Source organism: Streptomyces sp. NPDC053541 (genome assembly GCF_044544705.1).
In the GTDB taxonomy this organism is placed as follows: domain Bacteria; phylum Actinomycetota; class Actinomycetes; order Streptomycetales; family Streptomycetaceae; genus Streptomyces.
Map to the genome: position 1 here is coordinate 282,214 of NZ_JBITXM010000001.1, position 24,584 is coordinate 306,797.

The following is a 24,584-nucleotide window of genomic DNA, read 5'->3' on the forward strand; positions in this document are numbered from 1 at the left end:
GTCTAGAGCGCGCGGCGCGGGAGCCGGCGGGTGCGGCGTGGGTGGGGGTGCTGCGGATGCTCGTGGAGCAGGCGGGGCGGTGGGGGCCCGGCGAGCCCGGCCCGGTAGAGGCCGTACGCGAGCCGCTGCGCCGTCGCGCCGTGCAGCGCGCCGCGCAGCGGCCCGTCCCGCAGGACGGCGGCGGGGCCGAGCAGGGCCTCGACGACGGCGAGGGCCCCGGCCACGTCGCCGTGCAGGATCCGGTCCCGGACCCCGTCGAGGCAGTCCGGCCGCCGGTGGGCCTCGTCGACGGCCCGCAGACAGGGCAGCGGCGGCCCGTCGAGGGCGGCGAGGAGTTCCTCCCGCCGCAGCTGCACCGGGTCGTGGTCGAGCGGCGCGAGCACCCCGTCGACCAGGCCGATCCGGTGCCGGGCGCCCCGGCACTCCACGATCCGGGGTGCCGTCGGGTCGTCCGGCGCCCGCACCCCGGGCCCGGCGCCGGGGGCGAGCGCGGCGGCGACCAGCGGGTGCAGCCGCCCGGGCCCGACCGCCCCGGCGCGCAGCAGCTCCAGGTCGGGCGACGGCCGGGTCGCCGCGTCGGGCAGCAACGGCAGCCGCCCGCCGGGGACGCCGCCCTCCGGCCGTACCGCGCAAGCGTCGGGTCCGACGTCCAGGACGAGCCGCCGGGCCCCGGCGCGTACGGCCACTTCGCCCGCCGTCCGTCCCTCGGCGGCGAGCAGGATGCGGGCCTCGGCCGCCCACCGCTCGGTCTCGGCCGCCCACCGCTCGGTCTCGGGCACCGGCGGCCGGTCGGCCCCGGAGCGTTCCCGCAGCTCACCGGCCCGGCGCGCGTCCCACAGGTGCCGGTGCAGGTCGAGCCGGAAGCGCCGGCCGGGCCGGGGATGCGGATGGGCGGGGTCGTCCCAGGTGGGGTCCGCCCCGTCCCACAGGGTGAGCCCGACGCGCTGCCCGCCCGCCGCCCAGGCCGGCGGCGTGCGCACCACCAGGTGCAGGGGCGGCCGGTCGGGAGGGAGCGCGTAGCGCGCGAGCGTGATGGTGAGGCCGGGCCGCAGCAGCCCGTCGGGCGCGATCCGAGGCAGGTGCCAGCGCAGCAGGTCGGGTGCGAGGTGCCGCAGGTCCGCCCGTACGAGCGCGGCGAGTTCACGGCCGCGGGCCCGCGCCAGCAGCCGGAGGTCCAGGTCGACGTCGAAGCCGGCGGCGGCGCACGCCCCGGCCCAGTCGCCGCGCAGCCGGCGGGCGGTCGCGGTCTCGATCATGCGGGTCGGCACGGCGAACTCGCGTACGCGCGACCAGAATTCGGGAAGCGATTCCGAAAGGGAAGGGAGGGAACGGGCGGTGTCGCCGTCCACGAGGTGAGGGCCCATCAGCACTCACCTTGCGCGAACGGGACCCCCCATCCGAAAACTCTGAGGGCGGAGTGGGTCGTCATCGCGGCGATCGTAACCACGGCCCGTTCCGGCGCGCCAGGGATTTCCCGCCGGCGGGATCCGGTGCGAGCGGGATCCCGCGAATCATGCATGCACGCTTGCTTGTTTCTCCGACTGCTGCAAAGGTCTCCCCACATCGCCCGCGCACCAGCCATCCTGTCGCCACGCCACCAACCACCCAGAGTCAGGGGGCACGCACGCATGGTGTTCCGCAGTGAATACGCCGACGTCCCGGTCGTCTCCCGCCCCATCCACGAGGCCGTCCTCGGCCGTGCCGCGGAGTTCGGCGAGCGGCCCGCGCTGATCGACGGCAGCGGCGGGGAGGGTGCGCTCACCCTCACGTACGCGCAGGTGGACGCCTTCCACCGGCGCGTGGCCGCCGGGCTCGCCGAGGCCGGTCTCCGCAAGGGCGACGTGCTCGCCCTGCACAGCCCCAACACGGTGCTGTTCCCGGTCGCGTTCTACGCGGCGACCCGGGCCGGCGCCTCCGTCACCACCGTGCACCCGCTGGCCACGCCCGAGGAGTTCGCCAAGCAGCTCCGCGACTCCGCCGCGCGCTGGATCGTGACCGTGTCGCCGCTGCTGGCGACCGCCCGCGCCGCCGCCGAACTCGCGGGCGGCATCGAGGAGATCCTGCTCTGCGACACCGCGCCGGAGGGCGACGCGACCCGCTCCCTCCAGGCCTTCCTCGCCTCGACCGCCCCCGAGCCCGACCCGGACATCGACCCGGACACGGACGTCGCCGCCCTCCCGTACTCCTCCGGCACCACCGGCGTCCCCAAGGGCGTCATGCTCACCCACACCTCCATCGCGACCAACCTGGCGCAGCTGGAACCGCTGCTGCCGATGGGGCCGGGCGAGCGGATCCTCGCCGTCCTGCCGTTCTTCCACGTGTACGGCCTGACGGCGCTGATGAACGCCCCGCTGCGGCGCGGCGCCACCGTCGTCGTGCTGCCCCGCTTCGAGCTCGACTCCTTCCTCGCCGCGATCGAGAAGCACCGCATCGAGGCCCTGTTCGTGGCGCCGCCGATCGTGCTCGCGCTCGCCAAGCACCCGGCGGTCGCGGACTACGACCTGTCGTCGCTGAAGTACATCGTCTGCTCGGCCGCCCCGCTCGACGCGGCGCTCGCCGAGGCGTGCTCGGCGCGGCTCGGACTGCCGCCGATCCTCCAGGCGTACGGCATGACCGAGCTGTCCCCGGCCACCCACCTGGTCCCGCTGGCCACCGAGCACCCGCCGCCGGGCACGGTCGGCACGCTGCTGCCCTCGACCGAGCTGCGGCTGCTCGCGCTCGACGACCCGGAGAAGGACGTGCCGGCGGGCGAGGAGGGCGAGATCGCCATCCGCGGGCCGCAGGTCATGAAGGGCTATCTGGGCCGGCCCGAGGCCACCGCCGCGATGATCGACGCGGACGGCTGGCTGCGCACCGGGGACGTCGGGCGGGTCGACGAGGACGGCTGGCTGTACGTGGTCGACCGGGTCAAGGAACTCATCAAGTACAAGGGCTTCCAGGTCGCCCCGGCCGAGCTGGAGGCGCTGCTGCTCACCCACGAGGGCGTCGCCGACGCGGCGGTCGTCGGGGTCGTGGACGGGGAGGGCACGGAGGTCCCGAAGGCCTTCGTGGTGCGCCAGGCCGCGGCGGCCGGGCTCGGCGCGGAGGAGGTCATGGCGTACGTGGCCGAGCGGGTGGCCCCGTACAAGAAGATCCGGCAGGTGGAGTTCATCGACAGCGTGCCGAGGGCGGTGTCGGGCAAGATCCTGCGCAGGGAACTGCGGACAAGGGCACCACGAGAGGCGGGGGACCGCGCATGAGTCTGCTCCGTACGGCCTCCGACCGGGGGATCACGACCCTCACCCTGGACGCGCCGGCCAACCGCAACGCGCTCTCGGCACCGCTGGTCGCCGAGCTCGCCGACGCGCTGACCGCGTGCGGCAAGGACCCGGGCGTCCGCGCGGTGGTGCTGACGCACACGGGCGGCACCTTCAGCGCGGGCGCGGACCTGAAGGCGCCGCCCGGGCCGTACGCCTTCGTCGACCTGCTGCGGCAGATCGTGGAGCTGCCGAAGCCGGTGGTCGGCGTGGTCGACGGGCACGCGCGGGCGGGCGGGCTCGGGCTGCTCGGGGCCTGTGACGTGGTGCTGGCCTCGGAGGAGTCCGACTTCGCGCTCACGGAGGTACGGATCGGGGTCGCCCCCGCCGTCATCTCGCTCACCCTGCTGCCGAAGCTGGAGCCGCGGGCGGCGGCCCGCTACTACCTGACCGGCGAGCGCTTCGGTACGGCCGAGGCGCGGCGGATGGGCCTGGTGACGGGCGGCACGGACGAGGCCGAGACGATCCTGAACGGCCTGCGGCAGGGCTCCCCGCAGGGCCTGCGGGAGGCGAAGCGGCTGGTCACGGCTAGAGTCCTGGAGACCTTCGAACGCGAGGCGGAGGAGCTGGTGCAGCTGTCGGCCTCGCTGTTCGCCTCCGCCGAGGCGCGCGAAGGGATGACGGCCTTCCTCGAACGACGGGACCCCACGTGGCGGCTCTGACCGGACCGAAGCCCGGACCGAAGCCGGGACCGAAGCCCGGACCGAAGCAGGACAGGAGCCGCGCCACCCGGCAGCGGCTCCTGGAGGCGGCGGTGGCCTGCCTGGCCGAGCACGGCTGGGCGGGCTCCACGGTCGCGGCGGTGGCGGAGCGCGCCGGGGTCTCCCGGGGCGCCGCCCAGCACCACTTCCCGACCCGCGAGGACCTGTTCACGGCGGCCGTCGAGTACGTGGCCGAGGAGCGCTCCCAGGCGCTGCGGACGATCCCCACCCAGGACCGCCGCGCGGTCGTCGCCGCCCTCGTCGACCTCTACACCGGCCCCCTCTTCCGCGCGGCCCTCCACCTCTGGGTCGCCGCCTCCAACGAGGAACAGCTCCGCCCGCGCGTCACCGAACTGGAGGCCCGCGTCGGCCGCGAGTCCCACCGCATCGCCGTCGAGCTCCTCGCCGCCGACGAGTCCCGCCCCGGCGTCCGCGAATCCGTCCAGGGCCTCCTCGACATGGCCCGCGGCCTCGGCCTCGCCACCCTCCTCACCGACGACCGCCCCCGCCGCGACCACGTCGTCGCCCAATGGGCCAAACTCCTGGACGAGGCCCTGGGCTGAAGCCCGGGCGGGCTTCCCGCCCGCGGTGCCGGGCGCCGTCCCCGCCGGACCCCGGCCCCCGGCAGGGTTGCGGGAAGGGGCGGGGGCGGGGGGACGAAAAGACGGCCCCGGCCGCATGACGCCCGTCACATCGCCCCGGCCTCCCCCGCAGTACTCTGGTCGCATGCTTTCGCTCGTACGTCGCCGCCACGTGGACCTGCTCCGCGTCGCGAGCATGGGCTGTCCCGGTCACCGTCGCCCCTGACCCACGGACAACACCGCCCACCCCACCGCCCGGAACCGCCGCACACCCCCGCGACGTGCCGGGCGCCGTACACCCCACGCGGACGCACATCATGAGTTACCCCTCGCAGCTCCCCATCGTCGATCTCTCCGCCGCCGACCGCGGCCCGCAGGCGCGGCGGCTGCTGCACGCGCAGCTGCACTCCGCCGCCCGTGACGTGGGCTTCTTCCAGCTCGTCGGGCACGGCGTGAGCGACGAGGAGACCCGCGCGCTGACCGACGCCATGCACGCCTTCTTCGCGCTGCCCGAGGCCGACCGGCTGGCCCTCGACACCACCAACTCGCCGCACTTCCGCGGCTACACCCGGGTGGGCGACGAGCGGACCGGCGGGGCCCGGGACTGGCGGGACCAGCTGGACATCGGCGCCGAGCGGCCCGCGCACCTGCCGGGGCCGGGGGAGCCCCCGTACTGGTGGCTGCAGGGGCCCAACCAGTGGCCCGAGGCACTGCCCGAGCTGCGGATCGCCGCGCTGAACTGGATCGAGCGCCTCTCCGGCGTCGCCGAGCGCCTGCTGCACGAGCTGCTGGCCTCCATCGGCGCCCGCCCCGACTTCTACGACGAGGCCTTCGGCCGCCACGCCCACCCGCACCTCAAGCTGGTCCGCTACCCGGGCAGCAGCGGCGACGCGGGCGACGACCAGGGCGTCGGCGCGCACAAGGACTACGGCTTCCTGACCCTGCTCCTCCAGGACCAGGTCGGCGGGCTCCAGGTCGAGCGGGAGGACGGCGAGTTCCACGACGTTCCGCCGCTGCCCGGCGCCTTCGTCGTCAACCTCGGCGAGCTCCTCGAAGTGGCCACCAACGGCTACCTGGTCGCCACCAACCACCGCGTGGTCTCGCCCCCCGGCGCGACGGAACGATTCTCCGTCCCGTTCTTCTACAACCCCCGCCTGGACGCCCGGATCGCCCCGCTGGAGTTCCCGCACGCCTCGGCTGCCCCCGGCGTCACGGACGACCCGGCGAACCCGCTGTTCGCCGAGTACGGTCGCAACGAGCTCAAGGGGAAGCTCCGCGCCCACCCCCTGGCCGCCGCCCGCCACCACGCGGACCTGCTGGCGCCCACCGGCTGACGCCCGAACGGGCCGGACCGCTCCCCAGGGTGCGGTCCAGCCCGTCCAGTCCGGTCCGGCCCGGCCGGCCCGAGCCGCCCGGTTCCAGCCGTCCGGTTCTAGCCCACGATGTCCGCGTACCCCTCGATCTCCCGCGGGTCCCGCTGCCCCGGGCCCGTGTAGCGGGCCGAGGGGCGCACCAGGCGGCCGGTGCGCTTCTGCTCCAGGATGTGCGCCGACCAGCCGGCCGTACGGGCACAGGTGAACATCGACGTGAACATGTGCGCCGGGACCTCCGCGAAGTCCAGGACGATCGCCGCCCAGAACTCGACGTTGGTGGCCAGCACCCGGTCGGGCCGGCGGTTGTGCAGCTCCTCCAGGGCCGCCTTCTCCAGCGCCTCCGCCACCTCGAAGCGCGGCGCGGCCAGCTCCTTGGCCGTGCGCCGCAGCACACGGGCGCGCGGGTCCTCGGCGCGGTAGACGCGGTGGCCGAAGCCCATCAGGCGCTCGCCCTTGTCGAGCGCCTGCTTCACGTACGCCGTGGCGTCGCCGGTGCGCTCGATCTCCTCGATCATGCCGAGCACGCGCGACGGCGCACCGCCGTGCAGCGGCCCGGACATCGCGCCGACGGCGCCCGAGAGCGCGGCGGCGACGTCGGCACCGGTGGAGGCGATCACCCGGGCCGTGAACGTGGAGGCGTTCATGCCGTGCTCGGCGGCCGAGGTCCAGTACGCGTCGACGGCCTTGACGTGCTTCGGGTCCGGCTCGCCGCGCCAGCGGATCATGAACCGCTCGACGATGGACTGCGCCTTGTCGATCTCGCTCTGCGGCACCATCGGCAGCCCCTGCCCGCGCGCGGACTGCGCGACGTACGAGAGGGCCATGACAGCGGCGCGCGCGAGGTCGTCGCGGGCCTGCTCGGCGGAGATGTCCAGGAGCGGTTTCAGGCCCCAGACCGGCGCGAGCATGGCGAGCGCGGACTGCACGTCGACCCGGATGTCACCGGAGTGCACCGGGATCGGGAAGGGCTCGGCGGCCGGCAGGCCGGGGTTGAAGGCGCCGTCGACCAGCAGGCCCCAGACGTTGCCGAAGGAGACGTGGCCGACCAGGTCCTCGATGTCGACCCCGCGGTAGCGCAGCGCGCCGCCCTCCTTGTCGGGTTCGGCGATCTCGGTCTCGAACGCGACGACTCCTTCGAGCCCCGGTACGAAGTCGGACATGAGGCGGCTCCTCAATCGTAGAGATCGGTCGCTCCGGAACGGGCGTTCCGGGAACGACTGATCGATGATCAATCATTCGGCCGTTGGTTGGCAGGACACCACAGGGATCCAGCCCATGAGTCTGTACGGTTCCGATGATGCGGGGAAGCGTGACATCCGGCACACTGCGCCGTTCCGGCGACGAAGGGTTAACGCCCCGCGGCGCCGGGCAAACTGCGGCGCCCGCCCGGTGGAGCGCCGCGGCGCTGCGGCAGGATGGAGCCCGTGACCGACGCCCGTGACGCAGACGCCCTCGATCCCGCCGCCATGCGCGAGGTGTACCGGACCATGGAGCTGACCGTGGCCGACCTCGCCCCCGAACCGGTCGAGCAGTTCGCGCGCTGGTTCAAGGAGACCGCCGCCAGCCCGGCGATCCACGAGCCGAACGCGATGGTGGTCTCCACCGCCACCCCCGACGGCCGCCCGTCCTCCCGCACCGTGCTGCTCAAGCACTACGACGAGGCCGGCTTCGTCTTCTTCACCAACTACGGCTCCCGCAAGGGCCGCGAGCTGGCCGACAACCCGTACGTCTCGCTGCTCTTCCCCTGGCACCCGCTGGCCCGCCAGGTCGTCGTCACCGGCCGCGCCGCCCGGGTCGGCCGGGACGAGACGGTGGCCTACTTCCGCACCCGGCCGCACGGCTCCCAGCTGGGCGCCTGGGCCAGCCGCCAGTCCTCGGTGATCGAGTCGCGCGCCGAACTCCTCGCCCGTTACGAGGAGCTGCACGCCCGCTATCCCGAGGGCGAGCAGGTGCCGGTGCCCCCGGAGTGGGGCGGCTTCCGGGTGGTCCCGGACGCGGTGGAGTTCTGGCAGGGCCACGAGAACCGCCTGCACGACCGCCTGCGGTACGTACGCCAGGAGGACGGCGAGTCCTGGCGGGTGGAGCGCCTGTCGCCCTGAGGCGGCCCCGGCCCCGGCCGCGCCCACGCGCCCGCACGACGCAGACGACCCGTGGGCCTGGGTCCCGTCCGCCTAGGTTCGGACGGGAGCCGGCCGGACTGACCGGCGGCCCACGGGTCGGGTGACTGCGTTGGTGTTCGGCAGAAGGCCTGCCGAGGTGCACAGAGTGCGACGGCAGGCCTTAGCCCGCAGTCACCTCACGAGTCCGAAAAGAAACCATTTTTTCGGATCACCTCCTTTCGCGTGTGCCCACACCCTAAGAAGCGCCCCCGCACCCGTTCAACCTATTTTCCGGAACCTGCTGTGTCCTGGGTCACGTTTCCAGTTGAATGAAGCGGGGGTGTCGATGAGTGCTTCGACGGCGAGTGTTCCGAGTGTCCCGGGCGCGCAGGGCGCTGACCTGCTGGCCGCCCTGCTCGACGGGATGGACGCGGCGCTGTGCGCGCTCGACGCCACGGGGACGGTGACCCACTGGAACCGTGAGGCCGAGCGCATCCTCGGCTGGAGCGCCGCCGAGGCGGTCGGCCGGCAGGGCTTCGAGGGCTGGGCGGCGCGCAGCGCGGACGCCGCGGACATCGCGGCCCGGCTGCGCCGCGCGATGACCGCGCCGGGCCGCCAGGTCCACGAGTTCGCGCTGCTGCGCAAGGACGGCGGCCGGGTCCTGGTGCGCACCCAGACGACCGGGCTGCGGGGCGCGGACGGCAGCCCCGCCGGCGTCTACTGCGCCTTCAGCGAGGTGCACGTCCAGATCGACCTGGAGCGCTCGCTCGCTCTGAGCGAGGCGCTGTTCGCGGACGCCGCCTGGGGCGTCGTCCTGGTCGACGTGGACCTGCGGCCCGCCGTCGTCAACGGGTACGCGGCCCGCGCGCTCGGCGCCGCCCGCGGCTCGCTGCTCGGGCGGCCGCTCGGCGAGCTGGTCGGCCAGGGCGTGGAGGAGCTGGAGGGCGCCCTCCAGCACGTGCTCGCCGCCGGCTCCCCGCCCGGGCCCGCCGACGTCTGGGTCACCCTGACCGGGCCGCGCGGCGAGCGCCGCCGCTGCTGGCGCTGCGGTTTCGTCCGGCTCGCCTCCCCGCTGGCCGAGGGGCCCGAGCCGGTGCCGCTCGGGGTGGCCTGGCTGTTCCAGGACGTCACGGAGGACCGGCGGGCCGCGCAGGACGCCGACCGGCTGCGCTTCCGCTGGAGCCAGCTGCACCGAGCGGGCGCGGCGGCCGCCGAGGTCGAGGACCCGCTGCGGGCCGCTGCCGTGCTGCTCGACTTCGCGCTCGCCGGCTTCGCCGACCACGTCCTCGTGGACCGCGCCACCCCGGACGGGCTCCTGGTCCGCGCGCTCGCCACGCCCTCCGGCGCCCCGGGCCCGGTGGCCCCGCCCGGCGCCGCCGGGGTGCCGGTGCGCTACGGCCCGTCCCACCCGGCCGTCCAGGCGTTCGCCCGCCCGGGCCCGATCCGTACGAGCGTGGGCCCCGGCACCGACCGCCGCTGGCCCGCCGACGCGGCCCACGCCCTGTGCGTACCGCTCCGCTCGCGCGCCCGCACCCTCGGCGTCGCGACCTTCCTGCGCTGCTCGTCCCGGCCCGCCTTCGAGCGGGACGACACGGACTACGCGGAGACGGTGGCCGCGCGGGTGGCGGCGGCGCTCGACCTGACGGATTCGCCGCCGACGGGGGACACGTCTTGGTGACGCGCGCGTGACGGCCCGGTTCCGCCCGTCACGCGCCCCGCATCGACCTCAGTGGCGGAAGAAGATCCGGTCGCCGTACTCGGTCATCACGCGCCCGTTCCACTCGTGGCCGCCGTCCACGTTGCCCGAGCGGAGCAGCGGGGGCTCGATGCCGAGGCGCACCATCTCCTCGGCCGCGGCGGCCATGGTGGCCTGCATGAGGGCGCTGGTGACGACGGTGGAGGCGGGGGCGAAGGGGGCCTCGATGCCCTCGTGGGTGAGTTCGGCGTCGCCGACCGCGATCCGGGAGTCGAGGACGATGTCGCAGTGGTCCTTGAGGAAGGTGCCGGAGACGTGCCGGGACCTGGTCTCGGTGGCGTACGCGACCGAGGTCACCCCGATCACGGTGAGGCCGAGGGCCCGCGCGTTCATCGCCATCTCGACCGGCAGGGCGTTGCGCCCGGACAGCGAGATGATGATCAGTACGTCACCGGCGCGGGTGGGGGAGGAGTCGAGCACCGCGCCCGCCAGGCCGTCGACCCGCTCCAGGGCCGAGCCGAGGGTCGCGGGCATCACGTCCACGCCGACCACGCCGGGGACCGCGAGCAGGTTCATCAGGGCCAGGCCGCCGGCCCGGTAGACCACGTCCTGGGCGGCGAGCGAGGAGTGACCGGCGCCGAAGGCGAAGAGCCGGCCGCCGGCGGCGACGGCCTCGGCGATCGCCGTGCCCGCGGCCGCGATCTCCGCCGCGTCCTCGTCCCGCACCTGCTGGAGCAGGCCGATCGCGGCGTCGAAGAACTGTCCGGCCAGCTTGCTCTCGCCCATGGTGGCGGCTCCTTCTCGTCGTGGTCGCCGATCACCGTGCGGTCTGGACCATTGCTCTGTCAATACCGCCTCGCTCCGGCGAGCCCCGGTTGTCGGTGCGATGCGTCAGAATTGGTGGAGGGCCAGCGCACGACCTATCGAGGGGCACGTATGTCCGGACTGATCGACACCACGGAGATGTATCTCCGCACCATCCTGGAGCTCGAAGAGGAAGGTGTGGTCCCCATGCGCGCCCGGATCGCCGAGCGGCTGGACCAGAGCGGTCCGACCGTGAGCCAGACCGTGGCCCGCATGGAGCGCGACGGACTGGTGGCCGTCGCGAGCGACCGTCACCTGGAGCTCACGGAGGAGGGCCGCCGCCTGGCCACCCGGGTGATGCGCAAGCACCGGCTGGCGGAGTGCCTGCTGGTCGACGTGATCGGTCTGGAGTGGGAGCAGGTCCACGCCGAGGCCTGCCGCTGGGAGCACGTGATGAGCGAGGCCGTGGAGCGCCGCGTCCTGGAGCTCCTGCGCCACCCGACGGAGTCGCCGTACGGCAACCCGATCCCGGGCCTGGAGGAGCTGGGCGAGAAGGCCGAGGCGGAGTCCTTCCTGGACGACTCGATGGTCTCGCTGGCCGACCTGGAGGCCGCGGGCGAGGGCAAGACGGTGATCGTCCGCCGCATCGGCGAGCCGATCCAGACGGACGCCCAGCTGATGTACACGCTGCGCCGCGCGGGCGTGCAGCCCGGTTCCGTGGTGTCGGTGACCGAGTCGCCCGGCGGTGTCCTCGTGGGCAGCAGCGGCGAGGCGGCGGAGCTGGACAGCGAGGTCGCGGCGCACGTCTTCGTCGCGAAGCGCTGACCCGACCCCTGGGCGCCCCGCGCCGCCTGCTTGACCGATCTGACGAGGACCGGCGGGCGGCGTGGGGTGGATGGCCGTGTCGCGGTGATGGCCGGACGGTGAGGGTCGCGTTGATGACCCGGCGACGGCCGAGGCGATGGCCGGCGGGCGGCCGCCGAGCTGACGCACCCTGTTGACGCGCTCCGTTGACGCGCCGGGTGCGTGCCGGCCCCGGCCCGGCCCTCGGGCGACCTCGGCCCGGCCCTGGCCCGGCCTTCACCCGCCTCATACGGGCCCGTTTTACGGCGGAATCGCCACGCCCGCGGCCCCTCCCGTGCCACGCTGGTGGGATGAGGGTCGTCGCCCACGAGACACGGGACGAGACGAAGAACCCCGGCGCCCGCAGGCGCCGGGGTCCGTCCTCCCCTGTGCTGACCCGGAGCCCCGAGCTCCCAGGGTCATTCCCCTCGGACCGTTTTCCCCGAGCGGTCCGCCTCCCGCAAAAGATCTCCCCTCGGCCGCAGCCGTCAATCCTTGAGCGCTGTCACTCGAACGTGGGGTGTTGAGCGGCAGAAGCGCATTTTCGAATACAGGTTCGATAGTCTGGCGCAGTTCCACGGGAAAGAGGGGGTGCCGAGCAGCATGGTGCGACGACTCGACGTCACGGGAGCCGACGGCGTACGCCTGACGGCCTGGGACTTCACGGAACGGACGGCGCCGCAGACCGGGCCGGGCGTGTTACTGCTCCACGGGCTGATGGGCCGCGCCTCCCACTGGGCCCCGGCCGCCCGCCGGCTCGCCGCCCGGCACCGCACGATCGCGCTCGACCAGCGCGGCCACGGCACGAGCGACAAGCCCGCCGCGGGCCCCTTCACGCGCGAGGCCTACGTCGCCGACGCCCTCGCCGCGGTCGAGAGCCTGGGCCTCGGCCCGGTGACCCTCGTGGGGCACTCCATGGGCGCGCTCACCGCCTGGCAGCTCGCAGCCGAACACCCCGACCTGGTCCGGGCGTTGGTCATCTGTGACATGCGCGCCTCCGCGCTCGGCGCGGCCTCGCAGCGCGAGTGGCAGGACTGGTTCCGTCGCTGGCCCACCCCGTTCCCCTCGCTCGACGCCGTCCGCCGCTGGTTCGGCGAGGACGACCCGTGGGTGGAGCGCCCCAACCCGGCCCGCGGCGCCTTCTTCGCCGAGGTGATGACCGAACAGCCCGACGGCTGGCGCCCGGTCTTCGACCCGGCCCAGATGCTCACCTCCCGCGAGACCTGGGTCCACGACGCCCACTGGGACTCCCTCGCCCAGGTCCGCTGCCCCACCCTCGTCCTCCGCGGCCTCGACGGTGAACTCGGCCGCGCCGAGGCCCAGGAGATGGTCCGCGTTCTCCCCCACGGCGCCTACGCGGAAATCCCGGACGCGGGCCACCTCCTCCACTACGAACACGCGGACGCCTGGTGGGACGCCGTCTCCCCGTTCCTGAACGGCGTCCTCACCTCATAGCCGTCAGCTCGTGGCGCCCGCCCCGCACTTCAGCTCCCGCTGGGCGAACGCCACGAACTGCTTCATGAGCGGGGCCAGCACGCTGGGTCCCCTGCTCCTGGCAGGCGGGTAGTGCGTGGAGAGGGTCAGCTCGACGTACTTCCCAGGCGTGTTGAGGTTCTTGGCGGGTTCGCAGGTGAAATAGGCCGCGGCGCCGGAATCCCAGACGATCCCCTTGTCCCCGGCGTCGAGCGGCTTCGGCTGCGCCGGATCGATCGACGTCCAATCAATGGATGTCTCGAACTTCCGGAGATCGGCGGAGGCAAGGAAATACGTGTTTCCGTCGACGTAGAGGTTGCAGGTCGCGGAGTCGTGGTCCTCGGTCAAGGAGAAGTACGCCCCATCAACGTCGAACTCGACCTTGTCGCCGCCCGGCAGCAGCGGCGACACGTCCCCCCCGGCGAACGCACCCCAGCAGATGCGATCGGGCAGCTTGGGGACGGCCTTCTGCCCACTGCCGGAACAATTCACCAGAAGAGCGGCAGTGATTACGGCGGCTGACAGTCGTGCAGCGGCCCGGGCCGAGACCCGCTTGCGGCCCCCGGCCTCGACCACGGCCCGCGCCCCTCTCATCCGCCGGCCCCGGCGCGTCAAGCGTATGCGAGCTCCTTACGGACGTACGACTCCAGGTCACGCAGCATGGAAGTCAGGGCCGCCTTGCCGGCGTCTGTCTGGGGGGGAGTGTCGCGCCGTGATGCTCAGGAGGACCGTCTTCTCCATGTTCGGATCGAAAACGCGTCCGGTGCGAAAGGCGGAGCGGTCGCAGGAGATGTACTTGACCGCCTTGTTCTTCGACACCTCCGCCGGCTCGGACACCTTCTTCGCATCGGGTCCTGGACCTTGCCACTTGCCTTTCGCCCAGCGATCGCGCATGCGCTCCACGAGTACGTCCACCCTGGGCCCGTCGCGGGCATCGATCATGCAGAGCGCATAACTGCCCACACCATCCGGATAGACGCGGCGGAGCGTGCGGGAGCCGCTGTAACTGACGTCCGAACCTGAATCGATCAGGACCTGCAGGTCCTCCTTCTTGAAGGTTCCCCAGCAGGCTGCCTGAGGAATTTCCGGTGCAGAGGCACCGCAAGCCGCGAGCAGCGAGGCAGTCCCCAGGGCGGCCGTGCACGCGAGCGTGATCCATGCCGTCCGGCTTCGCTCAGCCATGTGCTGATCTTTTTAGTGACCGGCGATTGCTCATTTACGGCAGCAATGTCTTGTGATCCGGTCAACTTCCGGTGATCAAGGCCGAAACGGGGGCCCTCAGGCCTCCACGCCGGGTGGAGTGGAGGCCCTCAGTGCGCTCACATCGCCGAGAGGAAGGCGTCCCAGGCGGTGGGGGAGAGGGTGAGGGAGGGGCGGGCGGTGTCCTTGGAGTCGCGGACGTGGACGGTGTCGGGGGTGGTGGCGACCTCGACGCAGTCGCCGCCCTGCTCGCTGCTGTAACTGCTCTTGAACCAGTTGAGGTCGCTGCTCATAGCTCTCGTGCCACCTGTTCGATCAGTCGTACCGAGTCCTCCGGCGTGAGGGCCTGCGCCCGCAGCATGCTGTAGCGGGCGAAAACGACCCCCATGTCGGGCTGTTCGCTGAGAAAGTACCGTCCGACCTGTCCTTCGACATAGACGAGTTGCTTCCGGCCCTCGTCGCTCTCCAGCAGGGTGAAGGGGCCGCTGAGCCCGGCGTGGGTCTCCCGGCCGTCCGGCATGACCTGGATGGTGACGTTGCGCAGGTTCGCACGGTCACGTACGTGCAGGAGGCACTTCCGGAGGACTTCCTTGCCGCCGAGCGGCTTGGTCAGTGCGGCCTTCTCCAATACGAAGGTGACCAGGGGCGCAGGCGTACGGAAGAACAGCTTCTGGCGCTCCATGCGAGCGGCGACGTGAGGCCCGATCTCGTCGTCGTCCAACGCCGGTACGGCGCTCTCGAAAACGGCGCGCGCGTAGTCGGGGGTTTGCAGGAGACCCGGGACGAGATGGTTCTCGTACTTGTGGATGGCGGTGGCCTTCAGTTCCTCCTCCAGGTAGTCCTCGAACCACGCCGCCACGCCGCTTTCCGTCACCTCGTCCGCGATCTCCAGCAGTGCACCTTGTGCACCGAGCATCTCGTCGGCGATGTCGACGAAGTTGCCCTTCGCCTTGCGCTGGCCCCGCTCGATCATCGCCACCTGGGACTTGGAGTAGCCGGTCTCCCGCCCCAGAGCGTCCTGCGACACCTTCGCCCGTTCCCGGTAGAAGCGCAGCAGCCTCCCGAACGCCTTGGCGGCACCCGGGCTCCCGGAACTTCCTTTGTTCACACCCGACCTCCCCAATTGCACAGTCCGCCACAACCACCCTGTGGCCCTGGTCACAAGTACAACGGCCCCGCCAAGCTGACCGCATGAATTCGCGCAAGTCAGTTGACAGGCTGCCGCCTTGGGTACCCGCCACCGGGCATGCCCTTCGCCACGTCGGCGTGCACTTCGACGCCGTCCGGATCGCGGGGTTTCTCGGGGAGGACGTGGCGTACCGGCTCATGGAGTTCACGGACTTCCGCGCCGGGCCGATCGTCCGGGCGGAGACCGGGCCGCGGTACCACTACTTCCTGCTCGCGCCCGGCGCGGCCGGTACGCAGGCGTGGCCCGCTCCGGCCCGGGCGTTGGGCCGGAGCGGGGGCGCCGGGGGCGGGGAGGCCTTCGTCGGGATTCCGGCGCTGTACGGGGAGACGTGGCCGCTCGGGTGGCGGTCGCGGCCGACGGAGGAGCAGCCGTTCGTGGAGCCGGGGCTGCTGCACGAGATGGCCGTCCGCGCGCTCGCGTAATCGTGGCGCGCGGGACGGCCCGCGCCGGGGCGTCAGAACGCGAAGACCGTGCCCTCCCCCGTCGCCGTGCGCAGTTCGCAGGTGTTGGCGTAGGTCGCGGACCAGCGGACGCGCTTGCCCTGCCAGACGCCGTCGCCGGTGACCGTGACCGGTTCCCATTCGCGCGTACAGGGGCGGTGGCGGGAGGTCGCGCCCAGGAGGGAGAAGTCGCCCTGGGCGTCGCTGAGTTCGCGGCAGGCCTCGATCGGGGCGGGGTGGGTGCCGGTCGGGGTCGGCGAGCAGCTGAGGGTGACGGCGCGGACGACCGTGGTGGTGCGCGGGTGGGTGCCGGGGGCGACGGTGAGGACGAGGGCGGTCGGTGCGTAGAGGCCGGGGGTGGTGCCGGCGCCCGCGGGTTCGGCGGTGGCCGAGCCGGTGAACGCGGTGCTGAGCAGGGCGAGTCCGGTCGCGGTGGCGAACGCGGTGGCGCCGAGCGTACGGAAGTAGCGCACGGGTGTGTCCCTTCACGGGGTATCGGGGGATGCGTGCCGGCTCGGGCCGCGGTGGTCGGGCGCGGCGCCCGTCGGCTGCGGTCCGGAGTCTTGTCGACGCGGAGCGTGATCGCACGTCGGGTCGCAAGGATCCGGCCGTACGCGTGTGCGAGGCGCTCCGGGTCGCGACCGACTGGTCGTTCGGGCAGTTGGGGGCCGGTGTTCCGGTCTCCGGGCGGGGCGCGCCCCAGGTCCGTACAAGCCGAAACAATCCGCTGACCTGCGGTGATTTCAAAACGCCCCGGACCATGATCGTCCGGGAAGCGTCCTCGGAACGCGGGGAACGCGGGGAACGCGGGAAGCGCCGGAAGCGCCGAGAAAGCCGTGGGGCCCGGTCCGGCGAACCGGACCGGGCCCCACGCCCCGGACGTACGACGTACGGGTACGGGCCTCAGCCCTTGCTGACCGCCGCCAGGATCTCCGGCAGCCGGCCGGCGACCCGCGGCGCCGCCAGCTTCATGCCGCCCCAGACGAGCAGCGCGCCGTACAGCGCGCCGCCCGGGAGGAGCAGCCACAGCAGGGACTCCTGGTCCGTGAGGTGCAGGACGACGTTGGCGACGATGAGCGGGAGGCACAGCAGTGCGCCGGCCAGCATGCCGCCGAAGATGGACATCCAGGCGAGACCGCCCTGCCCCGGCGCCACGTTCTTGTAGGCGCTGTCCTGCGGGATCGAGTACGGGAAGTTCGCCGAGGCGACCGCGCCCGTGGCCATCATCGCGCCGAGCAGCGCGAGCGCCGTGCCCAGGGCCTCGGGGAAGGCGCCCCAGCGGCCGAGGACGGCGGCCGTGGTGACGACCACGAGCAGGGTGTACGGCACGGTGACCAGCAGGACCGCGAGGGCGCGGGCCCGCAGCTCGGCGAAGGCGTCGGAGGCCGTCGAGATGGTCTGCGCCACCATCCAGAAGGCGGAGGTGTCCTGGCCGAACTGGTTGTACATCTGCACGCCCAGCATGCCGGTGGCGAAGCAGGCGAAGTACAGCGAGCCGGTGCCCTGCAGCGCGTTGAAGACCGGGATGATCAGGCCGATCGCCAGCGAGGTCACCCAGGCGCCCTTGGTCTTCGGGTCGCGCCAGATGTAGCGCAGGGTGCGCTCCATGACCGCGCCGGTGCGGCCGCCGGGCAGGAGCCGGCCGAGGCGGCCCGAGGAGGCGGTCTTGTCCTTGGCGGCGGAGTCGGACGCGGCGCCGATCGTGGAGCCGTCCGGCTCGACCATCAGGCGCACCAGGGAGCGCTGCCACCAGTGGACGAGGCCGGCCAGGGCGGCGGCCGTGATCAGCAGCTTGGCGGCGGCGACCGCGTGGTCGCCGGCGCTCGCCGCGTCGATCGCGGAGACCGCCGACGCGGGCGGCAGCCAGCCGACGAACTCGGCGGCCGGTTCCAGGGTGGACAGGCCGCCGGACCGGCTCAGGCGCTGGGCGCCGAAGTTGACCAGCTGCATGCCGACCGCGATGACCAGGCCGGAGAGCACGGCGAGGTCGCGGCCCTTGCGCGAGGTGAGGAGCCGTACGTTCGCGGCGGCCACGGACCGGGAGAGCGCCACGCAGCCCACGACGAGCAGCGGGACGGCGAGCACGGCGGCCAGCACGCCGGCCGGGCCGTGCGCGAGCGCCAGGGCCGAGCCGACCGCCAGACACAGGGTGAGGACCGGGCCGACGCCGACCAGCGAGGCCACGAGCAGGGCCCGGACCAGGGGCCGGGGCCGCAGCGGCAGCATCGTCAGGCGCGAGGGGTCGAGGGTCTCGTCGCCGCTCGGCACGAACAGCGGCATGAACGTCCAGGCCACCGCGAGGACGCCGGCGATCAGCACCGTGACGGTCGCGGCGTCGGTGTGGCCGCGCAGCAGCAGGAAGGCGAGCGTCATGCCGGCGGCGAAGAGCACCGAGACGACGATCGAGGCGACGTAGGCGGCGGTGCGGCCGCCCGACTGCTTCAGGCCGTTCTTCAGGAGCGACAGCTTGAGCCGGACGAAGACCGAGGTGAGCGAAGGGGCGGCCGCGGCCGGTGCCGGCGGCGCGGCGGGTGCGGGCGGCGCGGCGGGGGCGGTGGTCATCGGGCCGAACCGCCGCCCAGCCAGTCCAGCGACGCGCCCGCGTCCCGGCCGTGCGCGCCGACCAGTTCCAGGAACGCGGCCTGCAGCGACGGCGCCTGGCCCCGTACCTGCTCCAGCGGGCCCTGCGCGCGGATCTGGCCGGCGGCCATCACCGCCACCCAGTCGCACAGCGACTCCACCAGCTCCATGACGTGGCTGGAGAAGACCACGGTGGCGCCGGAGGAGGTGTAGCGCTCCAGGACGCCGCGGATGGTCTGCGCCGACACCGGGTCGACGCCCTCGAACGGCTCGTCCAGGAACAGCACTTCGGGATTGTGCAGCAGGGCCGCGGCGAGGCCGATCTTCTTGCGCATGCCGGTCGAGTAGTCGACGACCAGCTTGTGCTGCGCGCCGGCCAGGTCGAGCACGTCGAGCAGCTGCGTCGCGCGCTTGTCGACCTCGGCGCCCGGCAGCCCCCGCAGCCGGCCGCTGTAGGCGAGGAGTTCACGGCCCGAGAGGCGCTCGAAGAGGCGCAGTCCCTCGGGCAGGATGCCGATCCGGGCCTTCACCCGCGCGACGGACTCGGGGTCCGCCCACACGTCGTGCCCGGCGACCCGGATGCGGCCGGCGTCCGGCCGCAGGAGGCCGGTGATCATCGAGAGGGTGGTGGTCTTGCCGGCGCCGTTGGGCCCGACGAGACCGATGAACTTGCCCGCGGGCAGCACCAGATCGATGCCGTTGACCGCGATCTGCTGGCCGAAACGCTTCCAGAGCCCCTCGACGTGCACGGCGGGCGGCGCACCGTGGTCCGGTGCACCGCCCGCCGCCGCGAACTCTCCCTCGAATGCCTGGTCAGGCACCATGCTGCGTCAACCCTTCGGTTGTCCCCGTGTAGTCGGGATCAACCTTACGGCTGGGCCGGATCGGGCCACATGGCAAGGACCCGGCCAACTGCGGCCCCGCAAACTGCCGGAACCTGGCACTCGGCCCCCGGTCCCGGGACCGACTCCGGGACCGGGGGCCGGGGCCGACGCGCGGACCGGGCCTAGGCCCGGCGCGCGCGGGCGTCCGCGGCCTCCCGGCCGCACGCGTACGCGAGCGGACTGATCAGCTCCTCCGCGTCCGGCAGCCAGCGGTTGGCCGGCGTGGGCTTGCGGGCCCACTGGACCGCGCCCCGGCCGCCGACCCGGGTGGGCGGGGCCGCCACGTAGAAGCCCTCGCCGCGGGTGGTGAGATCGATCGAGGACGGCACCCAGCCCAGCTTGCGCACCAGGTCGGGCACCTTGGCGGCGGCGCCGGGCAGCACGAAGAAGAACATCCGGCGGTCCGGGGCGCAGGTCACCGGGCCGAGCGTCAGCTCCATCCGCTCCATGCGGGCCAGGGCGAGGAAGCCGGCCGACTCGGGGACCTCGATCGCGTCGAAGGTACGGCCGGTGGGCAGCAGGATCGAGGCCTTCGGCTGCTTCGACCACATCCGCCGCGCCCCCACGGCGCTGCCCGTCGCCTGCGTCGCCCAGTCGGGGCGCGCGGCGTGCGCGCCGGGCGCCGGGCAGTCCTCCGCGCCGCAGGAGCAGCGCTCGCTGCCCTCGACCGCCTCCAGCCAGGTGCCGGGGAACACGTCCCAGTGCCGCTCTTCCGCGTACCGCACCGCGTTGTCCAGCAGCAGCTCGCCCCGCTGCTTGGGGATCTGTGCGGCTTCCGTGACTCCGATGGTCTCTTCCACGTCGAAGACAACTCCCGCCGTCACCTGGGGTTACGGGCGCCGCGGACGGCGGTGTGCCGCATCGATCCTGCATGCGGGGCGCACGGGTGCACGGGCGGGGGCGCGCGTGGGGCAGGGGAGCGGCGGGCGGGTAGGCAGGGACGGGGGGCGCAGGTGCCGGCTGCTCCGGTCCCGTTCCGTTCCATTCCGTTCCGTGGCGCGGCCACGCGACCGGCGTGTCCGGTTTCGCGTGTTCACATCTGCATTGACCGGATATCCGCCGGGCAGTGATCAGCCAGTCCATCGCTGGAATCGATCACCGCACCGGTCTCAGGGGGTAGTCATCATGGCAGCCAGGCCACTCGTCGCCCGCCAGCCCAACGAACGGCTGCAGGCGCTCATCCAGGAGGCCGGGTGCTCCAACGCCGGTCTCGCCCGCAGGGTCAACATGGTCGGCGCGGAGCGCGGCCTCGACCTGCGGTACGACAAGACCTCCGTGGCGCGCTGGCTGCGCGGGCAGCAGCCGCGCGGCCGGGCGCCCGGCATCATCGCCGAGGCCCTCGGCCGCAAGCTGGGCCGCACGGTCACCATCGACGAGGTGGGCATGGCCAACGGGCGCAACCTCGCGTCCGGCGTGGGCCTGCAGTTCGCGCCGACCGTGCTCGGGGCGATCGAGCAGGTCTGCGAGCTGTGGCGGAGCGACGTGGGGCGGCGGGACTTCCTGTCCGGGTCGACGGTCGCCGCGTCCGCGCTCGTCGAGCCCAGCCGCGACTGGCTGATCACCGGCGCCGACCCGCACGTGGCCCGGCACGCCGGCGCGCGCGTCGGACCCTCGGACGTCGCCGCGGTCCGGGCGATGACGAGTGCCCTGGTCGACCTGGACCGGAAGTTCGGCAGCGGCCACGTGCGGCCGGTGCTGGTGCACTACCTCAACAGCGTGGTGTCCGGGATGCTCTCCGGCTCCTACCGGGAGGCGGTGGGGAGGGAGTTGTTCGCGGCGGCGGCGCGGCTCACCGAACTGGCCGGCTACATGGCCGTGGACACCGGCCAGGCCGGGCTCGCCCAGCGCTACTACATCCAGGCCCTCCGGCTCGCGCAGGCCGCCGGCGACCGGGCGTACGGCGGCTACGTGCTGGCCGCGTCCATGAGCCACCTCGCCGCCCAGCTGGGCAACCCGCGGGAGATCGCGCAGCTGGCGCGGGCCGCGCAGGAGGGCGCCCGGGGGCAGGTGCCGCCGCGCGCGGAGGCGATGTTCCTGGCGGCGGAGGCGCGCGGGCACGCGCTGCTCGGCGACGTCCGGGCCTTCGCGCAGGTCGCGGCGCGCGCCGAGAAGGCCCTGGACCGGGCCGACCCGGAGTCGGGCGACGACCCGTCCTGGATCGCCCACTTCGACGAGGCCTATCTGGCCGACGAGCTGGCGCACTGCCACCGCGACCTCGGCCAGGCCCGGGAGGCGGCCCGCGCCGCCGAGCGCTCGCTCGCCGGGCACCCCGAGTCGCGGGCCCGCCGGCGCGCGATCGGCCTCGCGCTGCTCGCCGCCGCCCAGGTCCAGGCGCGCGAGGTCGAGCAGGCCTGCCACACCGGCGCCCGCGCCCTCGACCTGATCGGCACCCTGCGCTCCAGCCGGGGCGTCGAGTACCTGGGGGACCTGCGGGAGCGCCTGGAGCCGTACGCGGCGGAGCCGGCGGTCCGCGAGTTCGGCGCCCGGCTCGATCTGCACGCCGCCTGAGACGGCGGCGGGGGCGCGGTGGAGGAGTGGCGGGGGAGCGGGGCGGCCCGCGGCGCGGAAGCGGCGGGCCGCGGCGAACGTCACACCTCTGTCACACGTGTGTGCGGGCGGCTGCGCGCACCCGGTAGCGTGAGCCGACGATTCCGTAGGTCCATCAGTAGGAGTCCCGGTGACGCACAGCGGACAGGGGCCGGAGCAGCAGTATCCGGCCGCTCAGCCCCTCCCCCCTGAGGTGACCCCTGGTGGCCCCTCGGACGCCCAGGCGACGCAGTACCTGCCGCCGGTCCCGCCGCAGGCGCCGCCCGGCCCGCCCGCCGCGTACGGCTATCCGCAGCAGCCCCCGGCGCAGCCGCAGCCGGGGTACGGCTACCCCGGCCCGGACGCGCAGGCGACCCAGTACATCGCGCCCGTGCCGCCGCAGGCCCCGCAGGCCCCGCACGCTTCGCAGGAGCAGCCGACGCAGTACCTGCCGCCGGTCCCGCCGCAGCAGCAGGCGCCGGGGCACGCCCCGCAGGAGGCCGCGACCCAGTACATGGCGCCGGTGCCGCCCGCCGCGCCCGTACCGCCGACGGCCCCGGCGCCGGCCCCGGGCGAGCGCCCGCCGCTCGCCGACTTCGACAACCTCTTCCGCAGCGAGACCCCGAACCCGGCGCCGGCCCCCGCGCCCGGCTACGGCTACCCGCACCCCGGGGCGCCGCAGCAGCACCAGCAGCCCCCGCAGCAGCCGTACGGCTACGGGCAGCCCCCGGCCCCGCCGCAGCAGCCGTACGGGCAGCAGGCGTACCAGGACGCCTACTACGAGGACGAGCCCGCGCCGCGCCGCAAGTCGCCGGTCGCGCTGATCGCCGCCGTCGTCATCGGCTGCGCCGTGGTCGGCCTCGGCGCCGGCGCGCTGCTCAGCGGCGGCGACGACGACAAGAAGGAGAACGCGGCCGGGAAGGGCGACCAGAACGTCGCCGCCAGCTCCGCCGCCCCCTCCGCCCAGGCGTCCGGCGAGCCGGCGGACGACCCGGCCAAGGGCCAGGCCGAGGAGCTCGACAAGCTGCTCGCCGACAGCAACAACAGCCGGGACGCGGTGATCAGCGCCGTCGCGTCGATCCGCAAGTGCGACAACCTCGACCAGGCGGCGAACGACCTGCGCGGCGCGGCCAAGCAGCGGCGCGAGCTGGTCACCCGGCTCCAGGGCCTGACCGTGGACAAGATCCCGGACAACGCGGCCCTGTCGGCCGCCCTGGTCAAGGCCTGGCAGGCCTCGGCCGCCGCCGACGACCACTACGCGGCCTGGGCGGACCAGGCGAAGGGCAACAAGAACGTGTGCAAGGGCGGCCACGCCCGGAACACCGGCCAGACCAACGAGGGCGACAAGAAGAGCGGGGAGGCCACGGCCGCCAAGAAGCAGGCGGCCGGGCTGTGGAACCCGACCGCCGCGAAGTACGGACTGACGAAGCGCACCTACACGCAGCTGTAGCGGGCGGGCCCGGGCGCCCGCCGCCCGGACCCGGCCCCCGGTTCAGCCCCCGGCGCCGGACCCGGCCGTCACGGTGCGGCCAGGACCGTCTCGCCGACGTCGACGAAGCCCGGCTTCTGGGCCACCAGGCGCCCTTCCCGCACCACCTGGAAGGTCACGTCGTGGTTGACGATCCGCGGGAAGTCGCGGGCGCCGAGCAGGTCGTCGTAGCGCCAGCGCAGCGGCGGGGTGAGGCCGCCGGTGTCGATCTTCGCGCCCTGGTCGAGGGCGTGGCTGATCCGCAGCGGGGTGATCCGGTCGCTGTCGAGCGACTCGATGACCTGCTTGAGCACGGTGTAGGCGATCCAGGTGGTCTGCACGCCCGCGTCGGTCGGGTCGACCCGGTTGTCGGCGAAGGCGTGCGCCTTGATCACCTGGCGCATCGGGTCCCAGGCCTTGTTGTCGGCCGAGGGGTACCAGCCGGTGACGTAGGCGCCCTCGAAGGGGCTGTGCGCGCCGCCGGAGCGGTCGATGAGGGGCTGGCCGACGCTGCCGAGGACGGAGGAGATCCGGACGGCGGTCGCGCCGTCCTCCTTCTTCTCCGCCGAGTTCCCGGGCAGCCGGCGGAAGGAGTCGAAGAAGGTCTGGGTGCGCTCGCCGAGGACGGCGGTGACGCAGCCCTCCTCGGAGCCGGCCCGGGTGCGGGCGCGGGTGGCCGGCTGGGTGTACTCGGCGGAGTCCTCGCGCGCCGGGATGTCGACGGCGGTGCGGTGACTGGCCTTGCGCAGCCCGGAGTTCAGCAGGTCGAGCAGCCGGTCGCCGGCGATGTTGTCGGGGCGGACGAGGGAGACCTTGCGGCAGCTCTCGGCGAGCTGCATGCCGTGCCCGGCGAGCAGCGAGGCCTGGCCGCCGTTCACGGGGTAGGAGAGGGGGCTGGTGAACTCGTCCTCGGAGATCCCGTAGCCGCCGATGTAGGGGATGCCGGCCGACTCCAGCGGGGCCATGAAGGAGCGCCCGAACTGGCTGTACGAGCCGACGACGGCGACCGCGCCCTCGTGGACGGCGCGGCGGGCGCAGGCCGCCGCGCCCGCGCTGGTGTTCTGGTCGTTGCAGGTCAGGACGCGCAGCTCGTGCCCGTCGATGCCGCCCTGCGCGTTCACCCAGCGGGCGAAGGCCTGGGCCATGGCGGGCATGCCGGGCATGTTGGTGGCGCGGGTCTGGTCGGGAGCCCAGGTCATGACGGTGACGGGCTCCCTGGAGCCCCCCGTGGCTCCAGGGAGTACGCCGCAGCCGGTGAGCAGCGACGCTGCGGCCGCCGCTGTCGAGACGTACGCGAGAAGGGAAGTGAGTCGCCTACCGGTCATGGGCATGCACAATTCCGCCCCACGGGTAACGCGACAGTGAGCAAGGGTCAACGTGGGGTGACGCGAAGGTGAATTGCGGGGGCCGCTCGGAGCCGGATCCGGGGGA

At 73.5% G+C, this 24,584-nt stretch carries 23 protein-coding genes; 11 read left to right on the forward strand and 12 right to left on the reverse strand.

The window, feature by feature from the left end:
* Nucleotides 1-2: 2 nt before the first annotated feature.
* A complete protein-coding gene (locus ACIGW2_RS01460; protein ID WP_399840515.1) occupies nucleotides 3-1,364 on the reverse strand; it encodes a hypothetical protein in 1,362 nt (453 codons plus the stop codon).
* A 264-nt stretch (nucleotides 1,365-1,628) separates the two neighbouring features.
* Between ACIGW2_RS01460 and ACIGW2_RS01465 the strand changes: the two genes are divergently transcribed.
* The 4 genes from ACIGW2_RS01465 to ACIGW2_RS01480 all read left to right on the forward strand — a co-directional run bounded on the left by ACIGW2_RS01465 (nucleotide 1,629) and on the right by ACIGW2_RS01480 (nucleotide 5,912).
* Complete coding sequence (locus ACIGW2_RS01465) at nucleotides 1,629-3,239, forward strand: AMP-binding protein (protein WP_399840516.1); 1,611 nt, start codon at nucleotides 1,629-1,631, stop codon at nucleotides 3,237-3,239.
* Complete coding sequence (locus ACIGW2_RS01470; protein ID WP_391653330.1) at nucleotides 3,236-3,958, forward strand: enoyl-CoA hydratase family protein; 723 nt, start codon at nucleotides 3,236-3,238, stop codon at nucleotides 3,956-3,958. Before ACIGW2_RS01465 ends, ACIGW2_RS01470 begins: the two co-directional genes overlap by 4 nt.
* Complete coding sequence (locus ACIGW2_RS01475; protein ID WP_399840519.1) at nucleotides 3,946-4,560, forward strand: TetR/AcrR family transcriptional regulator; 615 nt, start codon at nucleotides 3,946-3,948, stop codon at nucleotides 4,558-4,560. Before ACIGW2_RS01470 ends, ACIGW2_RS01475 begins: the two co-directional genes overlap by 13 nt.
* Before the next feature lie 335 nt (nucleotides 4,561-4,895).
* Nucleotides 4,896-5,912: an isopenicillin N synthase family dioxygenase gene (locus tag ACIGW2_RS01480; RefSeq protein ID WP_391653328.1), complete on the forward strand. Its 1,017-nt coding sequence runs from the start codon at nucleotides 4,896-4,898 to the stop codon at nucleotides 5,910-5,912.
* Nucleotides 5,913-6,010: 98 nt separating this feature from the next.
* Here the strand turns inward: ACIGW2_RS01480 and ACIGW2_RS01485 are convergent, their stop codons facing one another.
* Complete coding sequence (locus ACIGW2_RS01485; RefSeq protein WP_361574753.1) at nucleotides 6,011-7,111, reverse strand: citrate synthase 2; 1,101 nt, start codon at nucleotides 7,109-7,111, stop codon at nucleotides 6,011-6,013.
* Between the two features lie 255 nt (nucleotides 7,112-7,366).
* Between ACIGW2_RS01485 and pdxH the strand changes: the two genes are divergently transcribed.
* A complete protein-coding gene (pdxH, locus tag ACIGW2_RS01490) occupies nucleotides 7,367-8,050 on the forward strand; it encodes a pyridoxamine 5'-phosphate oxidase (protein WP_391653327.1) in 684 nt (227 codons plus the stop codon).
* Between the two features lie 346 nt (nucleotides 8,051-8,396).
* On the forward strand, nucleotides 8,397-9,728 hold the full coding sequence (locus ACIGW2_RS01495; protein WP_399840522.1) for a PAS domain-containing protein: 1,332 nt from the start codon (nucleotides 8,397-8,399) through the stop codon (nucleotides 9,726-9,728).
* A gap of 48 nt (nucleotides 9,729-9,776) precedes the next feature.
* On the opposite strand, the gene ACIGW2_RS01500 is transcribed toward ACIGW2_RS01495, so the two are convergent.
* Complete coding sequence (locus ACIGW2_RS01500) at nucleotides 9,777-10,532, reverse strand: SIS domain-containing protein (RefSeq protein ID WP_399840524.1); 756 nt, start codon at nucleotides 10,530-10,532, stop codon at nucleotides 9,777-9,779.
* Nucleotides 10,533-10,682: 150 nt separating this feature from the next.
* On the opposite strand from ACIGW2_RS01500, the gene ACIGW2_RS01505 reads away from it, so the two are divergent.
* Together ACIGW2_RS01505 and ACIGW2_RS01510 are read left to right on the forward strand one after the other, a co-directional pair.
* Nucleotides 10,683-11,375, forward strand: coding sequence for a metal-dependent transcriptional regulator (locus ACIGW2_RS01505; protein ID WP_356061119.1), 693 nt, complete (start codon nucleotides 10,683-10,685; stop codon nucleotides 11,373-11,375).
* 621 nt (nucleotides 11,376-11,996) lie between these two features.
* Nucleotides 11,997-12,848 (forward strand): alpha/beta fold hydrolase, encoded by an 852-nt coding sequence (locus tag ACIGW2_RS01510; RefSeq protein ID WP_391653325.1) that lies wholly within the window; start codon nucleotides 11,997-11,999, stop codon nucleotides 12,846-12,848.
* A 3-nt stretch (nucleotides 12,849-12,851) separates the two neighbouring features.
* On the opposite strand, the gene ACIGW2_RS01515 is transcribed toward ACIGW2_RS01510, so the two are convergent.
* From ACIGW2_RS01515 to ACIGW2_RS01530, 4 genes are all read right to left on the reverse strand, one after another.
* Nucleotides 12,852-13,442, reverse strand: coding sequence for a hypothetical protein (locus ACIGW2_RS01515; protein ID WP_399840526.1), 591 nt, complete (start codon nucleotides 13,440-13,442; stop codon nucleotides 12,852-12,854).
* Between the two features lie 75 nt (nucleotides 13,443-13,517).
* The gene (locus ACIGW2_RS01520; protein ID WP_399840528.1) at nucleotides 13,518-14,048 is read right to left on the reverse strand and encodes a hypothetical protein; all 531 of its coding nucleotides are present in this window, start codon (nucleotides 14,046-14,048) and stop codon (nucleotides 13,518-13,520) included.
* Nucleotides 14,049-14,185: 137 nt separating this feature from the next.
* Nucleotides 14,186-14,359, reverse strand: coding sequence for a DUF397 domain-containing protein (locus ACIGW2_RS01525; protein WP_399840530.1), 174 nt, complete (start codon nucleotides 14,357-14,359; stop codon nucleotides 14,186-14,188).
* A complete protein-coding gene (locus ACIGW2_RS01530) occupies nucleotides 14,356-15,174 on the reverse strand; it encodes a helix-turn-helix domain-containing protein (protein WP_399840531.1) in 819 nt (272 codons plus the stop codon). The genes ACIGW2_RS01525 and ACIGW2_RS01530 overlap by 4 nt, the downstream gene beginning before the upstream one ends.
* A 158-nt stretch (nucleotides 15,175-15,332) precedes the next feature.
* Here ACIGW2_RS01530 and ACIGW2_RS01535 point away from each other — a divergent pair, with 158 nt between their 5' ends.
* On the forward strand, nucleotides 15,333-15,677 hold the full coding sequence (locus tag ACIGW2_RS01535) for a hypothetical protein (RefSeq protein ID WP_391653322.1): 345 nt from the start codon (nucleotides 15,333-15,335) through the stop codon (nucleotides 15,675-15,677).
* 32 nt (nucleotides 15,678-15,709) lie between these two features.
* On the opposite strand, the gene ACIGW2_RS01540 is transcribed toward ACIGW2_RS01535, so the two are convergent.
* The 4 genes from ACIGW2_RS01540 to ACIGW2_RS01555 form a co-directional block, all read right to left on the reverse strand.
* Nucleotides 15,710-16,168: a subtilase-type protease inhibitor gene (locus tag ACIGW2_RS01540; protein WP_399840533.1), complete on the reverse strand. Its 459-nt coding sequence runs from the start codon at nucleotides 16,166-16,168 to the stop codon at nucleotides 15,710-15,712.
* A gap of 430 nt (nucleotides 16,169-16,598) precedes the next feature.
* On the reverse strand, nucleotides 16,599-18,257 hold the full coding sequence (locus tag ACIGW2_RS01545; protein ID WP_391653319.1) for a transporter: 1,659 nt from the start codon (nucleotides 18,255-18,257) through the stop codon (nucleotides 16,599-16,601).
* Entirely contained in the window at nucleotides 18,254-19,099 is an 846-nt protein-coding gene (locus tag ACIGW2_RS01550; RefSeq protein WP_361574791.1) for an ABC transporter ATP-binding protein, read from the reverse strand. The genes ACIGW2_RS01545 and ACIGW2_RS01550 overlap by 4 nt, the downstream gene beginning before the upstream one ends.
* Nucleotides 19,100-19,281: 182 nt before the next feature.
* Nucleotides 19,282-19,959, reverse strand: coding sequence for a bifunctional DNA primase/polymerase (locus tag ACIGW2_RS01555; RefSeq protein WP_361574794.1), 678 nt, complete (start codon nucleotides 19,957-19,959; stop codon nucleotides 19,282-19,284).
* A 325-nt stretch (nucleotides 19,960-20,284) separates the two neighbouring features.
* Between ACIGW2_RS01555 and ACIGW2_RS01560 the strand changes: the two genes are divergently transcribed.
* Entirely contained in the window at nucleotides 20,285-21,667 is a 1,383-nt protein-coding gene (locus ACIGW2_RS01560; RefSeq protein WP_399840535.1) for a transcriptional regulator, read from the forward strand.
* Between the two features lie 169 nt (nucleotides 21,668-21,836).
* Nucleotides 21,837-23,135 (forward strand): hypothetical protein, encoded by a 1,299-nt coding sequence (locus tag ACIGW2_RS01565; RefSeq protein WP_399840536.1) that lies wholly within the window; start codon nucleotides 21,837-21,839, stop codon nucleotides 23,133-23,135.
* A gap of 68 nt (nucleotides 23,136-23,203) precedes the next feature.
* Here the strand turns inward: ACIGW2_RS01565 and ACIGW2_RS01570 are convergent, their stop codons facing one another.
* Nucleotides 23,204-24,478, reverse strand: coding sequence for an ABC transporter substrate-binding protein (locus ACIGW2_RS01570; RefSeq protein ID WP_391653314.1), 1,275 nt, complete (start codon nucleotides 24,476-24,478; stop codon nucleotides 23,204-23,206).
* Nucleotides 24,479-24,584 lie beyond the last annotated feature (106 nt).